Origin of the sequence: Pedobacter fastidiosus, from assembly GCF_014306625.1 — a bacterium.
Classification (GTDB): Bacteria; Bacteroidota; Bacteroidia; order Sphingobacteriales; family Sphingobacteriaceae; genus Pedobacter; species Pedobacter fastidiosus.
Genome location: NZ_JACRYL010000001.1, coordinates 472,783 through 493,289, shown reverse-complemented (window position 1 = coordinate 493,289; position 20,507 = coordinate 472,783). Strand labels below are relative to the sequence as shown.

The following is a 20,507-nucleotide window of genomic DNA, read 5'->3' as shown; positions in this document are numbered from 1 at the left end:
ATTGCATTGAAAAAACGCTATAAAATCTTAATAGGCCTATCTGTTTTAATAATTGGCGCATATTTGGCCGGCCCGAGGCCAAAAAAACCACTCTACAGCGAAGAGCCCATTAAAGTTCCCGATTTAAAAGACTTAGATAATTATGTTAAAACCATAGAAAGTAGCCATAAGCTAAAGCCTGGTAATGAAGCAGAAATTGTTTGGGCAGATTCTAGTCATCAGCAAACCGAATATGCAATTGTTTATTTACATGGTTTTTCGGCTTCTAAAATGGAAGGAAACCCAGTTCATTTGCATCTGGCAAAGAAACTTAATGCCAATTTATATTTAGCACGGTTGGCCGATCATGGAATTGATACCATTTCGCCCATGCAATATTTTACGGCCGATAAACTTTGGGAAACCAGTAAGCAAGCTTATGCGATTGGGAAAAAATTGGGTAAAAAAGTTATTTTGGTTGGCACCTCTACCGGTGGAACCGTTGCGCTAAAGCTGGCGGCAACCTACCCAGAAATTAACAGCTTAATTTTATTATCGCCCAATGTAGCAATCAACGATAAAAATGCTTGGTTGTTAAATGATCCGTGGGGATTGCAAATTGCCAGAAAAGTTGTTGGTGGCGATGAGCGTAAAGTAGATGGACGAACGGAAGAATACAAAAAATATTGGTACACCAATTATCGTTTAGAATCACTTGTAGAGTTGCAAGAGTTTATTGAAAGTACGATGCTAAAAACTACCTTTGAGAAAGTAAAACAACCCGTGTTAATGCTTTATTTCTATAAAAATGAATTGGAGCAAGATCCTGTTGTTCGAGTAAATGCGATGCTGAAAATGTTTGATCAGCTCGGTACTCCAATAGATTTAAAACAAAAAATAGCCATTCCAAATGGTGGAAATCACGTTTTGGGATCTTATATAACTTCAAAAGATTTACCAAGTGTTGAAACGTCTATTGATAGTTTTGTTGGAAATCTTTTGAAGGAAAAAATTTGATAATCCACCAAAAACCACCACAAGTTTCTCAAAGTACCACATCAGATTACACCATTTATTATACTCCATTAATGAAATTCCTTCTCCCTTTATTTTTGTTAGTCGCAAGCATTAATTCATTTGCACAACAACCTTTCGTTTTAGGCCAAGTCGAAAAAATTAATTCCGAAATGCTAAAAGAAACCAGAACCTTAAACATTTACTTACCCGAAGGTTATTCTGCCGATTCCGCTAAAACCTACCCTGTAATTTACCTTCTGGATGGTTCTGCGAATGAAGATTTCATCCACATTGTTGGTTTGGTTCAGTATTTAACGATGATTGAAATCATGCCAAAATCTATTGTTGTCGGCATTGCCAATGTGGATCGTAAAAGAGATTTCACCTTCCCAACAACGGTTAAAGAAGATTTAAAGGATTTTCCAACTACGGGAAAATCAGAGAAGTTTATTTCGTTTATAGAAAAAGAACTTCAACCTTTTATTCAAAAGAAATACAAAACAAACGAAAATAAAACCATTATTGGGCAATCGCTAGGCGGTTTATTGGCGACAGAAATTCTATTGAAGAAGCCTCAACTTTTTACAAATTATATGATTATCAGTCCGAGTTTATGGTGGGATAATGAATCTCTTTTGACTGAGGCTCCAAAATATTTAGAAAAACAGACGAAACCCGGTCTAAAAGTTTACCTCTCTGTTGGTGCTGAAGGAAAAGTAATGGAAGGTGATGCCAAGAAACTTGCTGAAATATTAAATCAAAAGACGAACATAAAATTAGATTTTTTACCGCTTCCAGATGAAAATCATTTAACGATTCTTCACAATAGTATTTATAAAGGTTTGGGAATTTTGTATCCAAAAAAGAAATAGCATTTGTTACTTCTTTTTTATATGTTTGATCCTACTCATCCCTGAGTTGGTTAACTAGAAATTTCTTCTAGTTGCTTGAAATCTTCGATAATTATCGTTGATACATCCTAGAAAACTTTAATAAAATACAATTGAAAAAGACGCTCAAAACTATTGGGAAGGTACTATTAGCTTTAATCGGCTTTATTTTAATTTATGCTCTTTGTACCTATCTACTTCCTAAAATTACAATTTCGAAAGAGGCCGATACCAAACAAGACTACACCATTTATATCATAACCAATGGTGTGCACACTGATGTTGTTGTTCCTACCAAAACCAAAGAAATAGATTGGAGTAAGGAAGTAAAATATACCAATGCAAAATCGTTAGATTCTGCTTCAGAATACTTAGCTATGGGTTGGGGAGATAAGGGTTTTTACCTTGAAACACCAAACTGGTCTGACTTGAAAGCTTCGGTTGCCTTTAAAGCTGCCTTTGCATTAAGCACAACAGCCATTCATGCTACGTATCACTCTAAAATGGTTGAAAGTAAAACCTGTAGGAAAATATTAATTAGTCGAGACCAATACCTCAGATTAATAAAATACATTCAGGATAGTTTTAAAAAAGACGCAAATAATCATTTCATTAATATAAAAACAAATGCCAATTATAGCAATTCAGATGCTTTTTATGAGGCAAATGGAAAATATAATATTTTTAAAACCTGCAATACTTGGGCTAACGATGCATTAAAAGCTTGCGGGCAAAAATGTTGTTTCTGGACGCCTTTTGATAAGGGAATTTTCGAAAAGTACGAGTAAATCAACTTATGATTGTTGAAGGTTATGGAGCGCTTAGAAACATCGAAAGTTTTAAGAATTAAATTGATTTTAGAAAGCTTTCGAAGCTTACCAATCACACAATCTACCAAACTTTGTAAGTTGGTTAGGCTAAAATATTTTTAACAATCATTTCGGCGTGCACTCTAGAGTTTTCGATAAAAAGTTTGTGCGTATCTAATCCACCACAAACCACTCCTGCTAGATATAAGCCTTTAACATTTGTTTCCATGGTTTCTTCGTTATAAGCAGGGCAAAGACTTTCTGGCAATTCGATTCCAAATTTCCTGAGCATGGAAAAATCAGGCTGATAACCTGTCATGGCAATAACGAAATCGTTTGGAATGGTAACAATTCCTTCAGGGGTTTTAATATCCACTTCGCCATCTCTTATTTCAGCCAACTCTGAATTGAAAAGTGCTTTAACCTCTCCTTCCTTAATTCTATTTTGAATATCTGGGCGAACCCAATACTTAACATGCGGACCAAGATCTCCACTTCGCACTACCAAAGTTACATTTGCGCCTTTACGATAAGTTTCTAAAGCAGCATCTACGCCAGAATTATTTGCGCCAACCACAACTACATTTTGGAAAGCGTATAAATGTGGGTCTTTATAATAATGTGTAACTTTTGGTAAATCTTCACCTGGAATATTCATCAATAAAGGAACATCATAAAAACCAGTAGAAACAATTACGTTGCTGGCTGTATAGCTGGTTTTTGAAGTTGAGATTTCAAAAACACCATCTTCCTTTTTCACAACTTGATTTACACTTTCGAATAAATGAATGTTTAAACTAAACTTTTCTGCAACTCGACGATAATATTCTACCGCTTCGTTTCTGTTTGGTTTTGGGCTAATGGTTACAAATGGCACACCTCCAATCTCCAGCTTTTGAGAAGTGGAAAAGAAAGTCATAAAAACCGGATAATTGAATAAGCTATTAACCAAAGCGCCTTTTTCTACGATAATGTAAGAGAGGTTTGCCTTTTGCGCTTCTATGGCACAAGCCATACCGATGGGGCCAGCGCCAATTATTAATACATCGTAATGGTTTTGATTTTTCATTTAAATTTTATCTATCGATTGAGATTGCTTCGTGCCTCGCAATGACGATAGCGTTAAACTTTCATTGCTTTACTTGGGCAAGCAAAATCGGTTCTTTTTAAACCTGTATTTTTGATTGCTCCATAACCTCCAGCTACATCAATTACGTTTTCTACTCCACGCGATTTTAAAATCGAAGCAGCAATCATAGAACGATAACCTCCAGCGCAGTGAATGTAATAAGTTGATTTTGGGTTGATTTCTCCTGTCCACTCGTTAATAAAATCTAACGGCCGGCTTAAAGTAAAGTCTAAATGTTCCGATTCGTACTCTCCAGGTTTACGAACATCAAGTGCAATAATATCTGAATCTTTTGAGGCTGTTTCAAAAGCTTCGGCAGAAATAGATTCAATAGTATCGATTTCCTTCCCTGCATCTGACCACCTTTCAAAACCACCATCCAAGTAGCCGATTGTACTATCGTAACCAACTCGGGTTAATCGAGTAATGGTTTCTTCTTCTTTGCCTTGATCAGTGATTAATAAAATTGGTTGTTGTAAATCGGTGATTAAAGCACCAACCCAAGGTGCAAATTGTCCATTCAAACCAATGTTTATAGAATTTGGAATAAATCCTTTTGCAAAAACTTGCGGATCTCGAGTATCCAGCATAATTGCACCAGTTTGGTTAGCAGTTTCTTCAAAAGCTTGAGGACTTAAAGCATTTAAACCCTTTTCATAAACATCTTCAATGCTTTCTACACCACCTTTATTAATCGCCGCATTTTTGGCAAAATATTGTGGCGGAGGCATAATCCCATCCGTTACTTCAGCAATAAATTGTTCTTTTGTTTCGGCTTTTAAGGCATAGTTCACTTCTTTTTGGTGACCTAAAGTATCAAAAGTTTCTTTACTCATACTTTTGCCACAAGCCGAACCTGCGCCATGAGCGGGATAAACGATTACGTCATCAGCCAAAGGTTTGATTTTATCATTCAACGAATCGTAAAGCATTCCGGCTAAATCTTCCATCGTTAAATTTCCTTTTTGTGCTAAATCCGGCCTTCCAACATCGCCGATAAAAAGGGTATCTCCACTAAAAATGCAGTGATCTTTCCCATTTTCATCAGTCAATAGATAGGTTGTGGATTCTAATGTATGACCAGGGGTATGCAGAGCAGTTATAGTTACATTACCAATTTTAAATCGCTCCCCATCTTTAGCAATGTGCGATTTAAATTCTGTTTTGGCTGTTGGACCATAAATAATCTCAGCTCCAGATTTCTCCGCTAAATCTACATGACCAGAAACGAAATCTGCATGAAAATGAGTTTCAAAAATATATTTGATTGTCGCCCCGGCTTTTTCGGCTTTCTTTAAATAGGTAGAAACTTCTCTAAGCGGATCTATAATTGCCGCTTCGCCATTACTTTCAATGTAGTATGCAGCTTCTGCTAAGCAACCTGTATATATTTGTTCTATTTTCATTTTCCAGTATCAAGTAATGAGGATCAAGTATCAAGAACTTATATCCTATATCTTTTCAACAAAAATAGGGCTAAATACGAATAACCGAAATGATGGCAGTCATAATTGCAGAAGTTTTACTTATTGATATTTTAGGATGGATGCAAGATGGAAGTTATTTGCACTTTTTGGCCATTTAAACTCGATGGCAGTGGAATCCTTTTTGTTGCAAAAAACATTCAACTCTTAACAAAAAGATTAAACAAACAGCGGGAGTAACATTAATAAATGCCGTTGCAATTGCTTTTCAAAAAAGAAAATTAATCTTTCGTAAGTTCGCCACGGAGTGATTCTTCCATTAGCTGACGGTTCTCTTCGTGACTTAAACCTAAGCCCATTACAAACATAAGTTTGGTAACGGTTGCCTCAAAAGTTAAATCGTAACCACTTAAAATACCCATTTTCTGTAATTCTCTACTGGTTTCATAACGGCCCAATTGAACAGACCCCTTTTTACATTGAGAGATATCAATTATAATTTTTCCGTTGAGGATTGCTTGTCGCAAACTATCCAAGAACCACTGAGCAGTTGTGGTATTTCCAGAGCCAAAAGTTTCTAAAATAATGGCATCGACCTTTGAATCCGTAATCGCTTGAACTGCTTGTGGCGTAATTCCAGGATATAATTTAAGCACTCCAATGTTCGAATTGAAGTTGGTGTGAATGGTTAATTTCCCTTCAGTGGGTTTTAGAATATAGTTTCTGTGGAATTGAAGATGAACGCCTGCCTCGGCTAAAATTGGATAATTTGGTGATCGGAAAGCTTCGAATTTTTCACTATTATATTTAATAGAACGATTCCCTCTGAATAATTGTGAATCGAAATAAATACAAACTTCAGGAAATAAAGCTTTGCCATCTTCTTTGGTTGCGGCGATTTCTAATGCAGTGATTAAATTCTCTTTTGCATCCGTTCTGATTTCGCCGATTGGCAATTGAGATCCTGTTAATACAACAGGTTTATCCAAATTCTCCAACATAAAGCTTAGCGCAGACGCTGTGAAAGCCATCGTATCCGAACCGTGAAGAATTACAAAACCATCATATTGATCGTACTTCTTGTAGATCAGTTCGGCCAAAGTTTTCCAAATTTCGGGATCCATGTTTGATGAATCCAAAACAGGATTAAAGGAATGCACATCTAAGTGATAATCTAAACGGGCCAGCTCGGGAACGTTCTCTTTGATCTGCTCGAAGTCGAAAGGAACTAGCATTCCATTGCTAGGGTCGTTAACCATACCGATGGTTCCACCGGTATAAATTATTAGGATCTTGGTCATTTGGTTGGTAAAGGTTGCTCACCGCAAAAGAACGTAAAAGATTTGTATTTATACGAGGCTTTTACCACAAAGAAATTGCTTGGAGACAAAGGCACGAAAAACAAGCAACTCCAAATCCTAATATTGTTGTCATTCTGAATGCAATGAAGAATCTGCAACCGATTAGCAGTTCTTGAGTTTAACCCACCATTCTGTTACGGCGGTATATTTGCGGTAGTTTTTCATGGAATGAGATTCTTCATTGCATTCAGAATGACAAACCCAGCACCAATGACGATGAGGTGAGAAGAACTTTATGCCAAAATCCTCCTTGAACTTATCTCCCAAAGATCAGGGTGATTTTCGCAAAGAAAAAATCTGCGTTATTCGCGTAATCAGCGGGAAATATTTGGAACACTTAAACCCCAAAAACTTTCTTCGAATTCTCAGTCGTTACATTCGCAATCTCTTCAACAGAAACGCCATAAATATCGGCTAGCTTTTGTGCGATGTAGATTAGGTAGCTGCTTTCGTTAGGCTTACCGCGAAAAGGTGTTGGTGCCAAATAAGGCGAATCGGTTTCTAAAACTAAATTAGCTAAAGGAATTTCAGAAAGTACAGCATCCAAACCAGATTTTTTGTAAGTAACCACGCCACCGATTCCCAAATAAAAATTTAGATCGATCGCTTGATTCGCTTGAGCAACATTTCCGGTAAAACAATGAAAAATCCCACGCAGTTTTTCGTCGCGTTCACTTTCCAGCAATTCAAAAACTTCATCAAAAGCCTCACGACAATGGATTACAATTGGTAAACCTAGATCTTTTGCCCAGCCAATCTGTTTGCGAAAGGCATCTTGCTGAATGGCCAATGTGGTTTTATCCCAATATAAATCAATTCCGATTTCGCCGATAGCATAGATTTTTCTACCCGAAATACTTTTGTAAATCTCATCCAAAAGTGAAAGATAATCTTCCTTAACATCGCAAGGATGTAAACCCGCCATTGCAAAACAATTCTCTGGATATTTAGCCACCAAATCATCAATCATTGCAATTGATTTTACATCTACATTGGGTAAAAACAAACGATTAACGTCGTTTTCAAAACAACGATCCATTAATTGGACTTGCTTTTCGGCATCTTGCTCGTAATATAAATGGGTGTGGGTATCGGTAAATAACATGGGTGTGATGTAAGATGGTTGATGGAAAATGGAAAATTTAATCTACAGCTTTGGTCCTGATTTAGAGGAACAAAACAACCTTTTGCTTTAAGATTGCTTCGTTCCTCGCAATGACGACAGCCTAACCTTTTGGACTTTCCCTTTTTATTTTCTTTGGCTTTTTGTCTTCAGAATCCTTATTGCCAACTTCAGACTCTAAAGCCATCTCTTTCTTCAAAAACTTTCCGGTTAAGCTAATTGGATTTTGGATTAAGCCCTCTGGAGTTCCCTCAAAAAGGATTCTTCCTCCGCCAGCTCCACCCTCTTCACCTAAATCGATAACCCAATCGGCCACTTTAACCACATCTAAATTGTGTTCGATTACTAAAATAGTATTGCCTTTTTCAACCAATTCTTGGAGCACACCTAACAGCACATTAATATCTTCAAAGTGAAGTCCGGTTGTAGGTTCATCTAAAATATAGAAAGTTTTACCTGTATCTTTTTTCGAAAGTTCGGTTGCCAATTTAACCCGTTGCGCCTCACCACCAGATAAAGTAACAGAAGATTGGCCTAACGTGATGTAGCCCAAACCAACATCTTTCAAGGTTTTAATTTTACGGTAAATGATCGGAATATTTTCAAAGAAAACACAAGCATCTTCAATACTCATATCCAAAACATCGCTAATCGATTTCCCACGGAAACGAACTTCTAAGGTTTCACGATTGTATCGTTTCCCGCCACATTCTTCGCAACGCACCTGAACATCGGGTAAGAAATTCATCTCAATCACTTTCATTCCACCACCTTGGCAAGTTTCGCATCTTCCACCTTTTACGTTAAAAGAGAAACGACCCGGTTTATATCCACGGATTTTCGCCTCTGGCAACTGAACAAACAAATTTCTGATATCAGAGAAAACACCTGTATAAGTTGATGGATTTGAACGTGGAGTTCTTCCAATCGGCGCTTGATCAATCTCGATAACCTTATCAATCTCTTTCAAACCACTAATTTTCTCGTAAGGAAGTGGTGTTTTTTTCGCTCTAAAAAAATGATGGTTTAAAATTGGATATAACGTTTCGGTAATTAAACTCGATTTACCAGAACCTGAAACGCCAGTTACAGCGATGAATTTGCCCAAAGGAAAATCAACAGAGACTTCTTTTAAGTTATGGCCTGTAGCTTTAGTAATGGATAATTTATGACCATTACCTTTTCTTCGAACCTTTGGTATTTCGATTTTTTTCTTACCGTTTAAATAATCGGCTGTTAAGGTTTTCGATTTCAGAATATCTTTCGCGGTTCCTTCGGCAACAATTTGTCCGCCATGGATACCTGCTCCCGGCCCAACATCAATTACCCAATCGGCCTCCAAAATCATATCCTTATCGTGCTCTACCACCAAAACGGTGTTTCCTAAATCACGAAGATTTTTTAAGGCATTGATCAATCTTTCGTTGTCGCGTTGGTGCAAACCGATACTCGGCTCATCGAGAATGTACATTACATTCATCAATTGCGAACCAATTTGTGTAGCCAATCGAATCCGTTGCGCCTCGCCACCAGAAAGCGTGCGAGCCGTTCTATCTAAAGTTAAATAAGTTAAACCAACATCCGTTAAGAAAACAATTCTAGCCCTAATTTCCTTTAGAATCTCTTTAGCAATCGTGTTTTGGCGATCAGAAAGTCTTTCATCAACATGCTCGAACCAAGCGTGAAGATTGGTAATATCCATCGAGGCCAGATCGAAAATATTTTTTCCATCCACTTTAAAATGCAGACTTTCTTTCTTTAATCTTGCTCCGTGGCATTCAGGACAAGTTTTCAGTTTCCTAAAAGCATCCATATCATCAACAGCACTTTCTGATCTTTTCTCGTTCTGTTCTTCCAACATCTTGATGATTCCATCAAAAGTGATGTTATAATTTTGAACGTTCCATTTATTGTATTCAACCTCAACCTTGATCAAATCCTGAGCGCCGTTTAAAATAATATCAATTACCTCGTCACTCAGTTTTTCAATCGGGGTTGATAAGGAGAAGCTGTATTTTTTGGCCAAAGCCTTTAAAACCTGAAACATCCAGGTATCGCGGTATTCGCCAAGCGGAGCCAAACCACCGTTTAAAATACTCAATTTTGGATTCGGCATTACCGATTCCTTATCTACCACGAAAATATAACCTAACCCGTCGCAACGTTCACAAGCACCATAAGGCGAGTTAAACGAAAAACTGTTGGGTTGAGGTTCATCATAAGAAATCCCTGTAGTTGGGCACATTAAAAACTTGCTAAAATGGGCGACGTTATTATCTTTATCGCTAATTTTGATCACCCCTTTACCCATTTTCATGGCGGTTTGCACAGAATCTAATAGACGTTTTTTATCCTTATCATCAACAATCAGGCGATCGATTACCACTTCAATATCATGGATTTTATAACGATCTACCTGCATTTTGGCAGAAATATCCTTAATTTCTCCATCAACACGAACCTTTACATAACCTTGTTTTCTGATCTGCTCGAACAGTTCGCGATAATGCCCTTTTCTACCTTTAACAACAGGTGCTAAAATATTCACGGCAGAACCATCAAATTTATTGAAGATATTCTGCAGAATCTGATCTTCGCTCATGCGCTCCATTTTCTCACCCGTATTATACGAGTACGCATCGGCAACACGAGCGTAAAGCAAACGCATAAAATCGTAAATCTCGGTAATGGTACCAACCGTAGAGCGAGGATTTTTGCTGGTGGTTTTTTGCTCAATGGCAATAACCGGACTTAAACCCGAAACTTTATCTACATCTGGGCGCTCCATACCACCCATAAACTGGCGACTGTATGCGCTAAATGTTTCCATATAGCGACGTTGCCCCTCAGCGTAAATGGTATCGAAAGCCAAAGATGATTTTCCACTTCCACTCAAACCGGTAATCACAACCAGTTGGTTTCGGGGGAAACTCACATCAATATTTTTTAAATTATGTACCCTAGCTCCGTAAACTTCTACTTCTTTCTGCTCGCCAAGGTCGATAGATTTGTTGCTCATATTTTATTGAAAATTGGATGGAATTATGGCGAAAAATAAGCCCGAATTCCAATCTGCAAAAATGCTAAAAATTTTATCAAAAAGAAAGTGTAATTCAATCTGTATTAAGGATTAATTGTCATAATGTCGGCTTCTATTTCACGATAATTATTATGAACAACACAGTTAATATGACAACTGTTTTATATTGATTTTAATAAAGCGAGTAACAATAATTTTAGATGAGCTTAGATATTATGGATTTCGTCAGCATCCCACATCATTTATAAAAGCAAAATCATGACTAATGTATTGAAATCAAAAAAAATCAGATCCATATTGCTATTGTTTACAATTGTTAGTGCTTATCATTTTTATGAGCATGTTTCAAACGAAGCCAGATATGAAATTATTAATGAAATTGGAAAGGATAACGGTTTTTATTGGAATAAAATCTGTATATATTATGATGAAATTGAAATATTTGAAGATAACTGTAGTTCATTTCCATTTGTGGACAAAATCTCTGTTTATTGCCAAAAGTTAATTCAGAAAATCAATTCACTTGAAGATAACAAAATCAAATATTATTCACGGAAAACAAAATCTTTTCATAAGGCAGAAATCATCAAAAACTGTCATCAAGCATATGATATGATCTATAGAATATCGTACCCAATTGTTTCGGCAGATAAAAAAACTGTCCTAATTAAAATTACACAAGATTGTAATTGTATGCTTGGTGGGCAGGGAGGAACTTATATTTTTAAAAAGATAAAGGGCACTTGGAAAGTAGTTGATTCCTATAATTCTTGGATAGGCTAATTGTCATGATGCCGGCTTCTATTTCTGAGGAAACCAGAAGATAATCCGAAACGCATATACCCATAATGATCCTGAAAATAGATATTGTAATTATCCTCTCCATAATAACCAACCGCCGCCATTAAAAACACATTATTCATAAACGGAAAGCTATAATTAAAATTGATTTCTGCATTTAACCGCTTCCCAATATTTACAAAATTTTTCGATGGTATTTTATTTACCGCATAGGAAACTTCTGTGTTTAAACGCCATGTTTCTTTTTCGGTTTTAACTTTCGGTTTATTTCGGGCACTTTTTTCAATTTCATCATATTTGCGCCAAGAGAAATTATACAAGACCCGTGTAAAGCCAAAACCTAAATCTAATGCTGGCTCATATCGAAAAAACTTAAACCATTGCAAGCCGATACGATGATTAAAAGAATAATAGCTTTCATCTGGATTTGTCGGCGTTAAATGGCCAAAGCGATAAGATGCAGTTAAATAATTGGCATTGAAATTCCCTGTTAAGGTATTAATCGAGCCATCGGCATTAATGGCATCTTGATCTTGCCCGTTAGAGTGATGAGTAAAAGCCAATTCTCCATATTTATAATTTTCAGGATTTGTATTTAGCCTAGCATAAACAGCGAAACCTAACCTGTAACTTGGTGTACGTACGCCAGCAGAAAACTCATTCCGAACGCGAACGGTAAAATCTGGAATAATAGAAAAAGCAACTGGCGATTTATAACTCCCGAGCAACATGTAAGTTGTAGTTAAACGACCGTTAATTACATATTTAGATGGCGCACCGATTTCTCCCGCAGGAGATGTATAAGCCAAATCTGAATTTTCTTTGTAAAGATTGACGTATTGTTTATTGGCGAATTCTCTTTTGATAGTTAAAGAATCTTGGGCATGAAGTTGAGAAACAAATAGAAAGAGGAAGAGCGAAAGGAAAGTTTTCATCATAACAGATAAACGATGTGAGATGAATGTTGGTTTTGTAAATTCACAAAGAAACCCCTTACTATTTACGACACAGAGATTATATAACCTTCTTTCCTAAGCCAAAATCAAAGAAATTTTATATCTTTCATCCATAAAATTCTCGAAAAAATGGATATCTTTCAGAAAGCAGAAGATCAAATAATTGAAAAACAGAAGATTTGTTGACTTTGACATAAAAGAGTTTACGATTGAATTACTAATTAGTAAATACCTAACTGGATTAGAAACAGATGAGAATGATATTTTTATTCCCTCATATCAGCGTAATTTTTTATGGGATAATGATCGACAATCCAAATTTATAAAATCAATTATTTTGGGATTGCCAATTCCATATATATTTTCTGCAGATACAGACGGTCGTTTAGAAATAATTGATGGGTCACAAAGACTTAGAACAATAATAGCTTTCGTTTCAAATAGGTTGATCTTAAAAAACCTAGAAATTTTAGTTAGTCTAAATGGCTTTCATTACAAAGATTTGCTAAAATCTAGACAAAGAAAATTTCAAAATTCTACGATTAGAATGATTGCTCTTTCAGACAAAAGCGATGAGGATGTAAGATTTATGATGTTTGAAAGAATCAATACTACAAGTTAGAGATGAAATAAAAAAAATCTGGATAGATGAAAAGCATATGAATTTCAAAAATAAAGGAACCCGTAATATTTTTAATACATTAAATGGCCTAACAGAAGAAATTATTGACATACGATTCGATTCATCGAAATCAATTTAAGGAAATATTGATGGTTTAAAGATTAGAGACTTTGCAACAAAATATGGTTTTTCATCTAATACACATAGAAATGCAAATAATGGTGTCAAATTGCATCAAGTCAAAACTCAACGAAATAGTTTAGCTCATGGAAATACATCATTCGCAGAATGTGGGAGAAATTACACAATCGGAGATCTTCGAGATATTAAAAAACAGGTTATCATTTATTTAAGAAATATACTTAAAAATATCACTAAATTTTTAGCTACGAATAAATTTGAGTTATAATACATTTTTACGGTTGTACAATTCATATTAACCATACCCAATCCCACCACTCCACCGTCATTCCATTTTCCTTTCATTACCCAGTTAAAACTTACCTTTTCAACAAGAGTAAATTTTACACTCGTAAGTAAAACAGAAGTAAATTTTGCTTATTTTTACCCTCGTACAAAAAATAGAAGTAAAATTTACCTTCGTAGAATGAGGAAGTTTAATCGCAAAACGCCATATAACAATTTACCTTTACTGCCACCAAAAGCAGAAATAGAAACTAAAAATATATTACGCAAAACTATTTCTGCTGGCCGTGCTTTGGCACTGCTAAATGGTACCTTATTAAATTTACCAAACCCTACTTTATTTATCGATACCATATATTTACAAGAGGCAAAAGCAAGTTCGGAGGTTGAAAATATTATAACAACCAACGATGACCTTTACCAATCATTTATCGCCGAAAAGCAGGTAGAAAATCCTGCTACAAAAGAAGTTTTAAGTTATAAAGAAGCGCTGTGGCTAGGCTTAGAGGAATTAAAAACTAAACCTTTCATCACCACAAATCTATGTATCAGAATTGTGCAATGCATTAAAAAAAACAATGCATCGATAAGGGTTACCCCTGGAACGGCTTTAGCAAATAATCAAGGAGAAATTATTTATACTCCTCCAACAGGAGAAGAACTTATCAGAGAGAAATTGAGCAACTTAGAAAAGTTTATCAATGAAGAAGATGAAATTGACCCATTAATAAAAATGGCCATATTACACTACCAGTTTGAAGCAATCCACCCATTCTCTGATGGTAATGGTAGAACTGGAAGAATTTTGCTATTACTTTACTTAAAACTTTCAGGTTTACTTGAAGTACCTGCGATTTATTTGAGCGAATATATCATTCAACATAAAAATGATTACTACACTAAGTTAATGGCAGTAACCGAAAAGGGAAGCTGGGAAGATTATATTCTTTACATGATGGATATGATCGAACAAACTGCATTGAAAGGTTTAAATCGCTTGAATGAAATTACAAATGCAATTGAAGAAACGGCCAATGAAATCAAGACTAAATTACCCAAAATTTACTCAAAAGATTTGGTTGAAATTTTATTCCGCTTGCCCTATACTAAACGCCAAAATCTGATTGATGAAAATATTGGAAATGCAAAAACTGTAGGAAATTATTTGAAAAATTTAGAAAATGGTGGCTTTCTTCAATCAATTAAGGTTGGAAAGGAAAAGCTTTACCTCAATCAAAAATTATTAAAAATATTAGAGCGTAAATAAACTATGAGTTTCTACCACTCCACCGTCGTTCCATTTTCCGTTGGATGCCCAGTACAAACTAAAACCCTACCTCTTTCAATTTCATCATCCGTAAGCACTTCATTATAATCCATACGCACATTGCCTTTTGTACAATTGGCTACGCAAGTGCTGCAAACCCCTCCGCGACAACTGTAAGGCAATTTGATTTTGTGCTCCAATGCAACATCTAAAATCCGCTTTGGCCAAGGAATATCAAGGTTATAAATTTTGCCCTGGAAATTTAAGATCACAGAATAGGTATTTTTATCTATAACCCTTTCTGAGCTATCGTCTTCATCCACTTCATCTTCAGGTAGTACAAAGGTTTCTCTTTTAATTTGTTGAATGTCAAAACCCATTCCCAATAAGGTAATTCTACATAAATCCATGTAGATAATTGGTCCGCAGGTGTAGAATAACGTATTGCTTCTATCGAAATGTAAATGTTCTTTCAAAAGTCTTTCGATATAAAACTTATTCAGCCTTGCCGTCATTAGGTTTTTACTGTTGCTAAAAACCCAAACAATTTTCAATCGCTCTGGATATAGATCTTGCCACTCCATCAGTTCATCATAAAATAAAGCATCATCTTTTGAGCGATTACTATATACTAATGTGATCAAAGATTTCTTCTCCCGAACCAATGCGGTTTTCAAAATAGAAAACAAAGGTGTTATTCCAACTCCAGCAGCAAACAGAAAAAGATCTCTTTCTAGGTTTTCATCTGGAAGGTAACTAAACAAACCTTGTGGCTCTAAAGCATATAGAATATCATTAACCGAAGTTTTATGATGAAGAAATCTAGAAATTTCTCCATTTTCTACACGTTTAACGGTAATAGCCAAAGGTTCATCCACATCGGGAGAACTACTGAAAGAATACGATCTTCTGATTTCTTTGTGTTTGCCCTCAAAAACCAATGAAACAAATTGACCAGCTGAATATTTGGGGTAGCGCTCTCCTATTTCTTCAAATTGAAAAGTGATGTTATCGCCCGGCTGATTAATTATTTTATCGATTCGCAATTTGAACATATTGCAAAGAAAAGGAATTGAATTGAAAGCGGAAAGCTTAAAAAAGACTAAAGACCAAAGTTGAAAGACTAAAGCGAAAAGGCTAAAGCTCGAAAAAATAGGATTAACCAAAGGTTAAAGACTAAAGCTCGAAACAATTAAGACTAAAAACCAAAGCTGAAAACTAAAGCGAGCAAGATAAGACGTCCTCATAACTGGAATCTCCTAATGTGCGGGGTCATCTTAAAAAAAAAGCGTCCCGATTATCTCGGGACGCCTTACCAAATGCTTGTCTTTATTTTAATTATTATTCTGCGTTATACGCCAATAATTGTTTCGGTTTATCATAACCGTAACGTACAGGGTGCTCCATAATCTGTTTCATAGATATTACCTTATAAACGTAGCCACCGGTTTCACGGTTCAACTTCATTTTGTAATAATTATCCTGATTTTGATTATTGATTTGCTTGCGAAGGCGTCCATCACCAACATTATATGCCGCAGCAACCAATGTCCAGCTTTCTAAACCTTTATACATTTCTTTAATGTATTTGCAAGCCGCGATAGTCGATTTACGCAAATTGTAGCGCTCATCTGTTCCGCCGTGTACTTTTAATCCGTACATACGAGCAGTTCCTGGCATAAATTGCCAAACTCCGGCAGCACCTTTTGGTGAAACTCCGCTTTGCATACCCGATTCTACTAAGGCTAGGTATTTAAAATCGTTTGGAATACCATAAGCTGCTAAAATAGGTTCGATAATGGGAAACCATTCGGCCGCTCTTCTGTGTAAACGATGTGTTTGCAGGTTATCATAAGAATGAGCTGCAAGGATTTTTTTCATTTTGCGTTCCACTCTTTTATCGCCTAAAGGCAAGGTTTCTTTCGCAAAACTTAACTGAGCCATTAAAGAAACTGGTTCTTCTATTTGGGTTTCAGTTGGGGGTATTGTAGTGTTTAATTTCTCTTCTTTTAAAAGACTTTTTTGTGCTAAGGGCATTTGGTAAGCGAACACTTTTGCCATCATAAATAATGCTGCCATTACTACAAATGGTACTATGTGTTTCTTTAACATCTTCCTCCTTTTTTTGGTGAACTTATATAAAAACGTCGGCAAAGCTAAAAAATAATAACCACATTATCAAATAGTTACAGATTTAACCATAAAAATCGAGCTCTAAAGTGCTTTAAACGTGGATTTTAAATTTTGAATTTCGCCCCAATTTTTCTATTTTAGAGGCTATTTTTTGATCAAATTTTTACACTTCCAAAAATTGTATTGTTCATCAATTTTGCCTAAATTTGCAACCCGCATTTTAGGATGCGGTTAAAAGCGTATCATGATAAATAAAGACAACAGGAACAGTCGGGATGACAAGTCCAAACCGGGCAGCCGGAAAACGGAAGGTAGAAGCAATTCTGCTGGGTCTGACAGAAAAAGATCAGACGATAAAGATAGTAAATTCAAAAAATCATCCGACTCGAAAGATGGCTTCAGACCTAGAAGCTCAGACAACAAAGATTTCAAATCAAAATCTTTCGGAGATAGAAAAGATTCAAGACCAAGAACAGGCGGACGCGACTTCAAATCTAAGGATGAAGAACCGAAAGGATTTAAGTTTGGCGATCGTGAATTCAAATCTAGAGATTCAAACTCAAAACCAGAAGAACGTAGTTATAAGCCAAGAGAAGGTGGATCGAGAGATTACAAGCCTAGAACTGGCGACAGAGATTTCAAATCAAGAGATTCTAAAGGTGGCGATCGCGATTTTAAACCAAGAGAAGGTGGATCGAGAGATTACAAATCAAGAGACTCTAAAGGCGGAGATCGTGATTTTAAACCAAGAGAAGGTGGGTCGAGAGATTACAAACCAAGAACAGGAGATAGAGATTTCAAATCAAGAGATTCTAAAGATGGAGATCGCGATTTTAAACTAAGAGAAGGTGGATCGAGAGATTACAAACCAAGAACAGGAGATAGAGATTTTAAACCGAGAGAAGGTGGAGCAAGAGATTATAAGCCAAGAACAGGAGAACGCGATTTCAAATCTAAGGATGGAGATTCGAGAGATTTTAAACCGAGAGAAGGTGGTTACAAAGACTTTAAATCTAGAAGTGGCAAATCAGACGACTTTAAGCCAAGTGCTGGAAGCTCAAGAGATGTAAAACCTAGAGAAGGTGCAGATAGCAGACCATTTAGAAGTCGCGAAGAGAACCAGCCAAGAGATACAGAATTCAATCGTCCGGAAAGAACTGTAATTGCTCAGGGCCGTAGAACAACTAATGAAGATAAAGGCTTAATTCGCCTAAATAGATACATTTCAAATGCAGGAATCTGTTCTCGCCGTAAGGCCGATGAACTTATTGCCGCAGGTATTATTACTGTAAATGGCGAAGCCGTTACAGAATTAGGCCATAAAGTTGATCCAGCGAAAGATTTAGTTCGTTATAATGGCGAATTACTTAAACGCGAGAAAAAAGTTTACGTTTTATTAAACAAACCCAAAGATTATATTACCACAACGGACGATCCACAAGAACGTCGTACGGTAATGCAATTGGTTGATAAAGCAAGTCGTGAGCGTATTTATCCTGTTGGCCGCTTAGATCGTAATACTACAGGTTTATTATTAATGACTAACGATGGTGATTTAGCAGATAAATTATCTCACCCTAAAAACGGAATTACCAAAATTTACAATATCGAATTGGATAAATCTTTATCACAAGGTGATTTGAATAAAATTGCTTTTGGTTTAGAATTAGAAGATGGACTAATTAAACCTGATAACATTTCTTATGTTGCTGGTGGAACCAAAAAAGAAATTGGTATTCAAATCCATAGCGGCAAAAATAGAATTGTTCGTCGTATTTTTGAACATTTAGGTTATAATGTAGAAAAACTTGACCGTGTTGTTTATGGTAACCTAACTAAAAAGGATTTACCAAGAGGAAGATGGCGCTATCTTGAAGAGCATGAGCTTATTCAGATTAAGCATTTAATTAAATAATATTAAAAAAGGGTAATCGAGTGATTACCCTTTTTTTTGCTTGTAAAAATTGAATAATTAATAAAAAAAAAGGGGGGTCTACAATCCCCCCTTTTAAATTTAACTACCCATTATCTCCAACCTGCGTTGGAAGTTCCTATTCCATCAGCTTTCGCTGTAGTACCAAAAGTGTAGAATGGCGCAGATTCACCTAAATTTTCCATAACCTTAGCTGGTATTGGCATTTGAAGTGGCGTACCCTTTTGTAATAAATCCAATTTTCTCATTTCGTAAAATGCAATATTTGCACCCGTAAAAATTAATTCGATGCAACGCTCATGATGAATTGCATCAACCAAAGCCGCCGTAGTTGCAGCAGTAGGGGTCATTTGACCTCTGGTTACACGGGTACCTGCATTGATTATGGATTGAGCCCCAGCTAAATCATTTAAATACAACCTAGCTTCGGCTTTTAATAAATCATTTTCTGCTTTCATAATTTCAGGTTTAATTCCTGTAAAAGTAGAAGCATAGATATAATCATAACGCTTATTTCTATAATTAGAAAAATGATAATAGCCCCTTGCCGCAATAAAGCTATTGGATGACAAATAAGCAAAATCAGTTAAAAGTCTTTTATCTTGGGGATTTACCGAGGCTGGAGGTGCTGGAAAAGTTGGCGAATCATCCCAATGCGCTGGCTGTGCCGAATCCATCATATGCACCACATACATATCTGTACGTGCCCATGTAGAATTACCTGCCCCCAAATAGTAAGCAGAATAATCATACCAAATGTTATCATCTAATACAACATTAAAATCTGCTGTAATACCTGCATCGGCATAGGTTTTAACTTTAGCCCAATTTACGGCTGCATTTTGAGTTTTGTTTCTTGGTAAATAAGCCAATAAAGATGCCGCATAGGTATTACATAGTTGCGCAAGTTTAGCGCTAGAATAATCAGCATCGCTTCCTAACCATGCTTGAGGAATGGTAAAAGAATTGGCTGCAGAAAGCGCAATCGCTTCATCAAGATATTTTAACGCGGCGGTAGCCACAGTAGTATAAGGCACTGCGCTACTCAGTTTGCCTTCAACGGTAGAGGCTTCATCAACTATAAAGGCACGATCAAAAGTTAATGCTAAGTTGGCATAACCTACACCTTGAATAAATCTGCAATATGCCTTAACCCGGGCATTACCTGCGCCACCTGCTATATTTGTTCCATTATTTATCGCTTTAATAATTAATGATGCCGTATTAATTGCCGCATATTGACCATTAAAGTAATTATTAGTCTGTGTATTATAAGAATATGCTGGTGTATTTGTCCAAGCAAAATCTCTAGGCTCCCAAGACATATCTCTCATACCAAAGTTACCATAAGAGCAAGTAGAATTATCTGCAGCCACGGCAAGCATTGGCTGTAAGCCTCCCTCATAATGCGAGTTGTAGAAAACTGTATTGTACAAACTTGCCGCTTGTGATATTAAATTATCTCCGTTTGCATACACTTTTTCAAAATCTGGATCGTTAACGTTGGCAACATCCAAACTACCTTTCTTACAACCATTAGCAAGTAATAGCGCAACAGAAAGCGTTAGTATTATCTTTATTTTTTTCATCTTAATAA

Annotated in this window: 17 protein-coding genes; 8 read left to right on the top strand and 9 right to left on the bottom strand. The window is 36.2% G+C overall.

Annotation, left to right across the window (positions count from 1 at the left end):
* Window positions 1-6: 6 nt before the first annotated feature.
* From H7U22_RS02085 to H7U22_RS02075, 3 genes are all read left to right on the top strand, one after another.
* Window positions 7-996, top strand: a complete 990-nt coding sequence (locus H7U22_RS02085; protein WP_187069678.1) for an alpha/beta hydrolase — start codon at window positions 7-9, stop codon at window positions 994-996.
* Window positions 993-1,868 (top strand): alpha/beta hydrolase, encoded by an 876-nt coding sequence (locus H7U22_RS02080; RefSeq protein WP_248284651.1) that lies wholly within the window; start codon window positions 993-995, stop codon window positions 1,866-1,868. The genes H7U22_RS02085 and H7U22_RS02080 overlap by 4 nt, the downstream gene beginning before the upstream one ends.
* 131 nt (window positions 1,869-1,999) lie before the next feature.
* A complete protein-coding gene (locus H7U22_RS02075; protein WP_187069677.1) occupies window positions 2,000-2,674 on the top strand; it encodes a TIGR02117 family protein in 675 nt (224 codons plus the stop codon).
* 124 nt (window positions 2,675-2,798) lie between these two features.
* Here H7U22_RS02075 and H7U22_RS02070 read toward each other — a convergent pair whose 3' ends face one another.
* The 5 genes from H7U22_RS02070 to uvrA all read right to left on the bottom strand — a co-directional run bounded on the left by H7U22_RS02070 (window position 2,799) and on the right by uvrA (window position 10,751).
* The gene (locus H7U22_RS02070) at window positions 2,799-3,764 is read right to left on the bottom strand and encodes a YpdA family putative bacillithiol disulfide reductase (RefSeq protein WP_187069676.1); all 966 of its coding nucleotides are present in this window, start codon (window positions 3,762-3,764) and stop codon (window positions 2,799-2,801) included.
* A 53-nt stretch (window positions 3,765-3,817) separates the two neighbouring features.
* Window positions 3,818-5,230 carry an MBL fold metallo-hydrolase gene (locus tag H7U22_RS02065; RefSeq protein ID WP_187069675.1) on the bottom strand — a complete coding sequence of 471 codons (1,413 nt, stop codon included), beginning with the start codon at window positions 5,228-5,230 and terminating at the stop codon, window positions 3,818-3,820.
* Window positions 5,231-5,529: 299 nt separating this feature from the next.
* Window positions 5,530-6,549, bottom strand: coding sequence for an asparaginase (locus H7U22_RS02060; RefSeq protein ID WP_187069674.1), 1,020 nt, complete (start codon window positions 6,547-6,549; stop codon window positions 5,530-5,532).
* A gap of 397 nt (window positions 6,550-6,946) precedes the next feature.
* On the bottom strand, window positions 6,947-7,714 hold the full coding sequence (locus tag H7U22_RS02055; protein ID WP_187069673.1) for a TatD family hydrolase: 768 nt from the start codon (window positions 7,712-7,714) through the stop codon (window positions 6,947-6,949).
* A 121-nt stretch (window positions 7,715-7,835) separates the two neighbouring features.
* Complete coding sequence (gene uvrA / locus H7U22_RS02050; protein ID WP_187069672.1) at window positions 7,836-10,751, bottom strand: excinuclease ABC subunit UvrA; 2,916 nt, start codon at window positions 10,749-10,751, stop codon at window positions 7,836-7,838.
* 324 nt (window positions 10,752-11,075) lie between these two features.
* Between uvrA and H7U22_RS02045 the strand changes: the two genes are divergently transcribed.
* The gene (locus H7U22_RS02045; RefSeq protein ID WP_222621778.1) at window positions 11,076-11,555 is read left to right on the top strand and encodes a hypothetical protein; all 480 of its coding nucleotides are present in this window, start codon (window positions 11,076-11,078) and stop codon (window positions 11,553-11,555) included.
* Here the strand turns inward: H7U22_RS02045 and H7U22_RS02040 are convergent.
* Window positions 11,552-12,511, bottom strand: a complete 960-nt coding sequence (locus H7U22_RS02040) for a hypothetical protein (protein ID WP_187069670.1) — start codon at window positions 12,509-12,511, stop codon at window positions 11,552-11,554. The genes H7U22_RS02045 and H7U22_RS02040 overlap by 4 nt on opposite strands.
* 181 nt (window positions 12,512-12,692) lie before the next feature.
* Here H7U22_RS02040 and H7U22_RS02035 point away from each other — a divergent pair, with 181 nt between their 5' ends.
* From H7U22_RS02035 to H7U22_RS02025, 3 genes are all read left to right on the top strand, one after another.
* Window positions 12,693-13,151, top strand: coding sequence for a DUF262 domain-containing protein (locus tag H7U22_RS02035; protein WP_187069669.1), 459 nt, complete (start codon window positions 12,693-12,695; stop codon window positions 13,149-13,151).
* Between the two features lie 145 nt (window positions 13,152-13,296).
* The gene (locus H7U22_RS23465) at window positions 13,297-13,560 is read left to right on the top strand and encodes an MAE_28990/MAE_18760 family HEPN-like nuclease (RefSeq protein ID WP_187069701.1); all 264 of its coding nucleotides are present in this window, start codon (window positions 13,297-13,299) and stop codon (window positions 13,558-13,560) included.
* Window positions 13,561-13,758: 198 nt separating this feature from the next.
* Window positions 13,759-14,844, top strand: a complete 1,086-nt coding sequence (locus H7U22_RS02025) for a Fic family protein (RefSeq protein ID WP_187069668.1) — start codon at window positions 13,759-13,761, stop codon at window positions 14,842-14,844.
* A gap of 11 nt (window positions 14,845-14,855) precedes the next feature.
* Here H7U22_RS02025 and H7U22_RS02020 read toward each other — a convergent pair whose 3' ends face one another.
* Both H7U22_RS02020 and H7U22_RS02015 read right to left on the bottom strand, forming a co-directional pair.
* Window positions 14,856-15,899 (bottom strand): 2Fe-2S iron-sulfur cluster-binding protein, encoded by a 1,044-nt coding sequence (locus H7U22_RS02020; protein ID WP_187069667.1) that lies wholly within the window; start codon window positions 15,897-15,899, stop codon window positions 14,856-14,858.
* Window positions 15,900-16,185: 286 nt separating this feature from the next.
* Complete coding sequence (locus tag H7U22_RS02015; protein ID WP_248284650.1) at window positions 16,186-16,923, bottom strand: lytic transglycosylase domain-containing protein; 738 nt, start codon at window positions 16,921-16,923, stop codon at window positions 16,186-16,188.
* 298 nt (window positions 16,924-17,221) lie between these two features.
* Here H7U22_RS02015 and H7U22_RS02010 point away from each other — a divergent pair, with 298 nt between their 5' ends.
* Window positions 17,222-18,892, top strand: a complete 1,671-nt coding sequence (locus H7U22_RS02010; protein ID WP_187069665.1) for a pseudouridine synthase — start codon at window positions 17,222-17,224, stop codon at window positions 18,890-18,892.
* Window positions 18,893-19,002: 110 nt separating this feature from the next.
* On the opposite strand, the gene H7U22_RS02005 is transcribed toward H7U22_RS02010, so the two are convergent.
* Window positions 19,003-20,499, bottom strand: a complete 1,497-nt coding sequence (locus H7U22_RS02005) for a RagB/SusD family nutrient uptake outer membrane protein (RefSeq protein ID WP_187069664.1) — start codon at window positions 20,497-20,499, stop codon at window positions 19,003-19,005.
* Window positions 20,500-20,507: the final 8 nt, after the last annotated feature.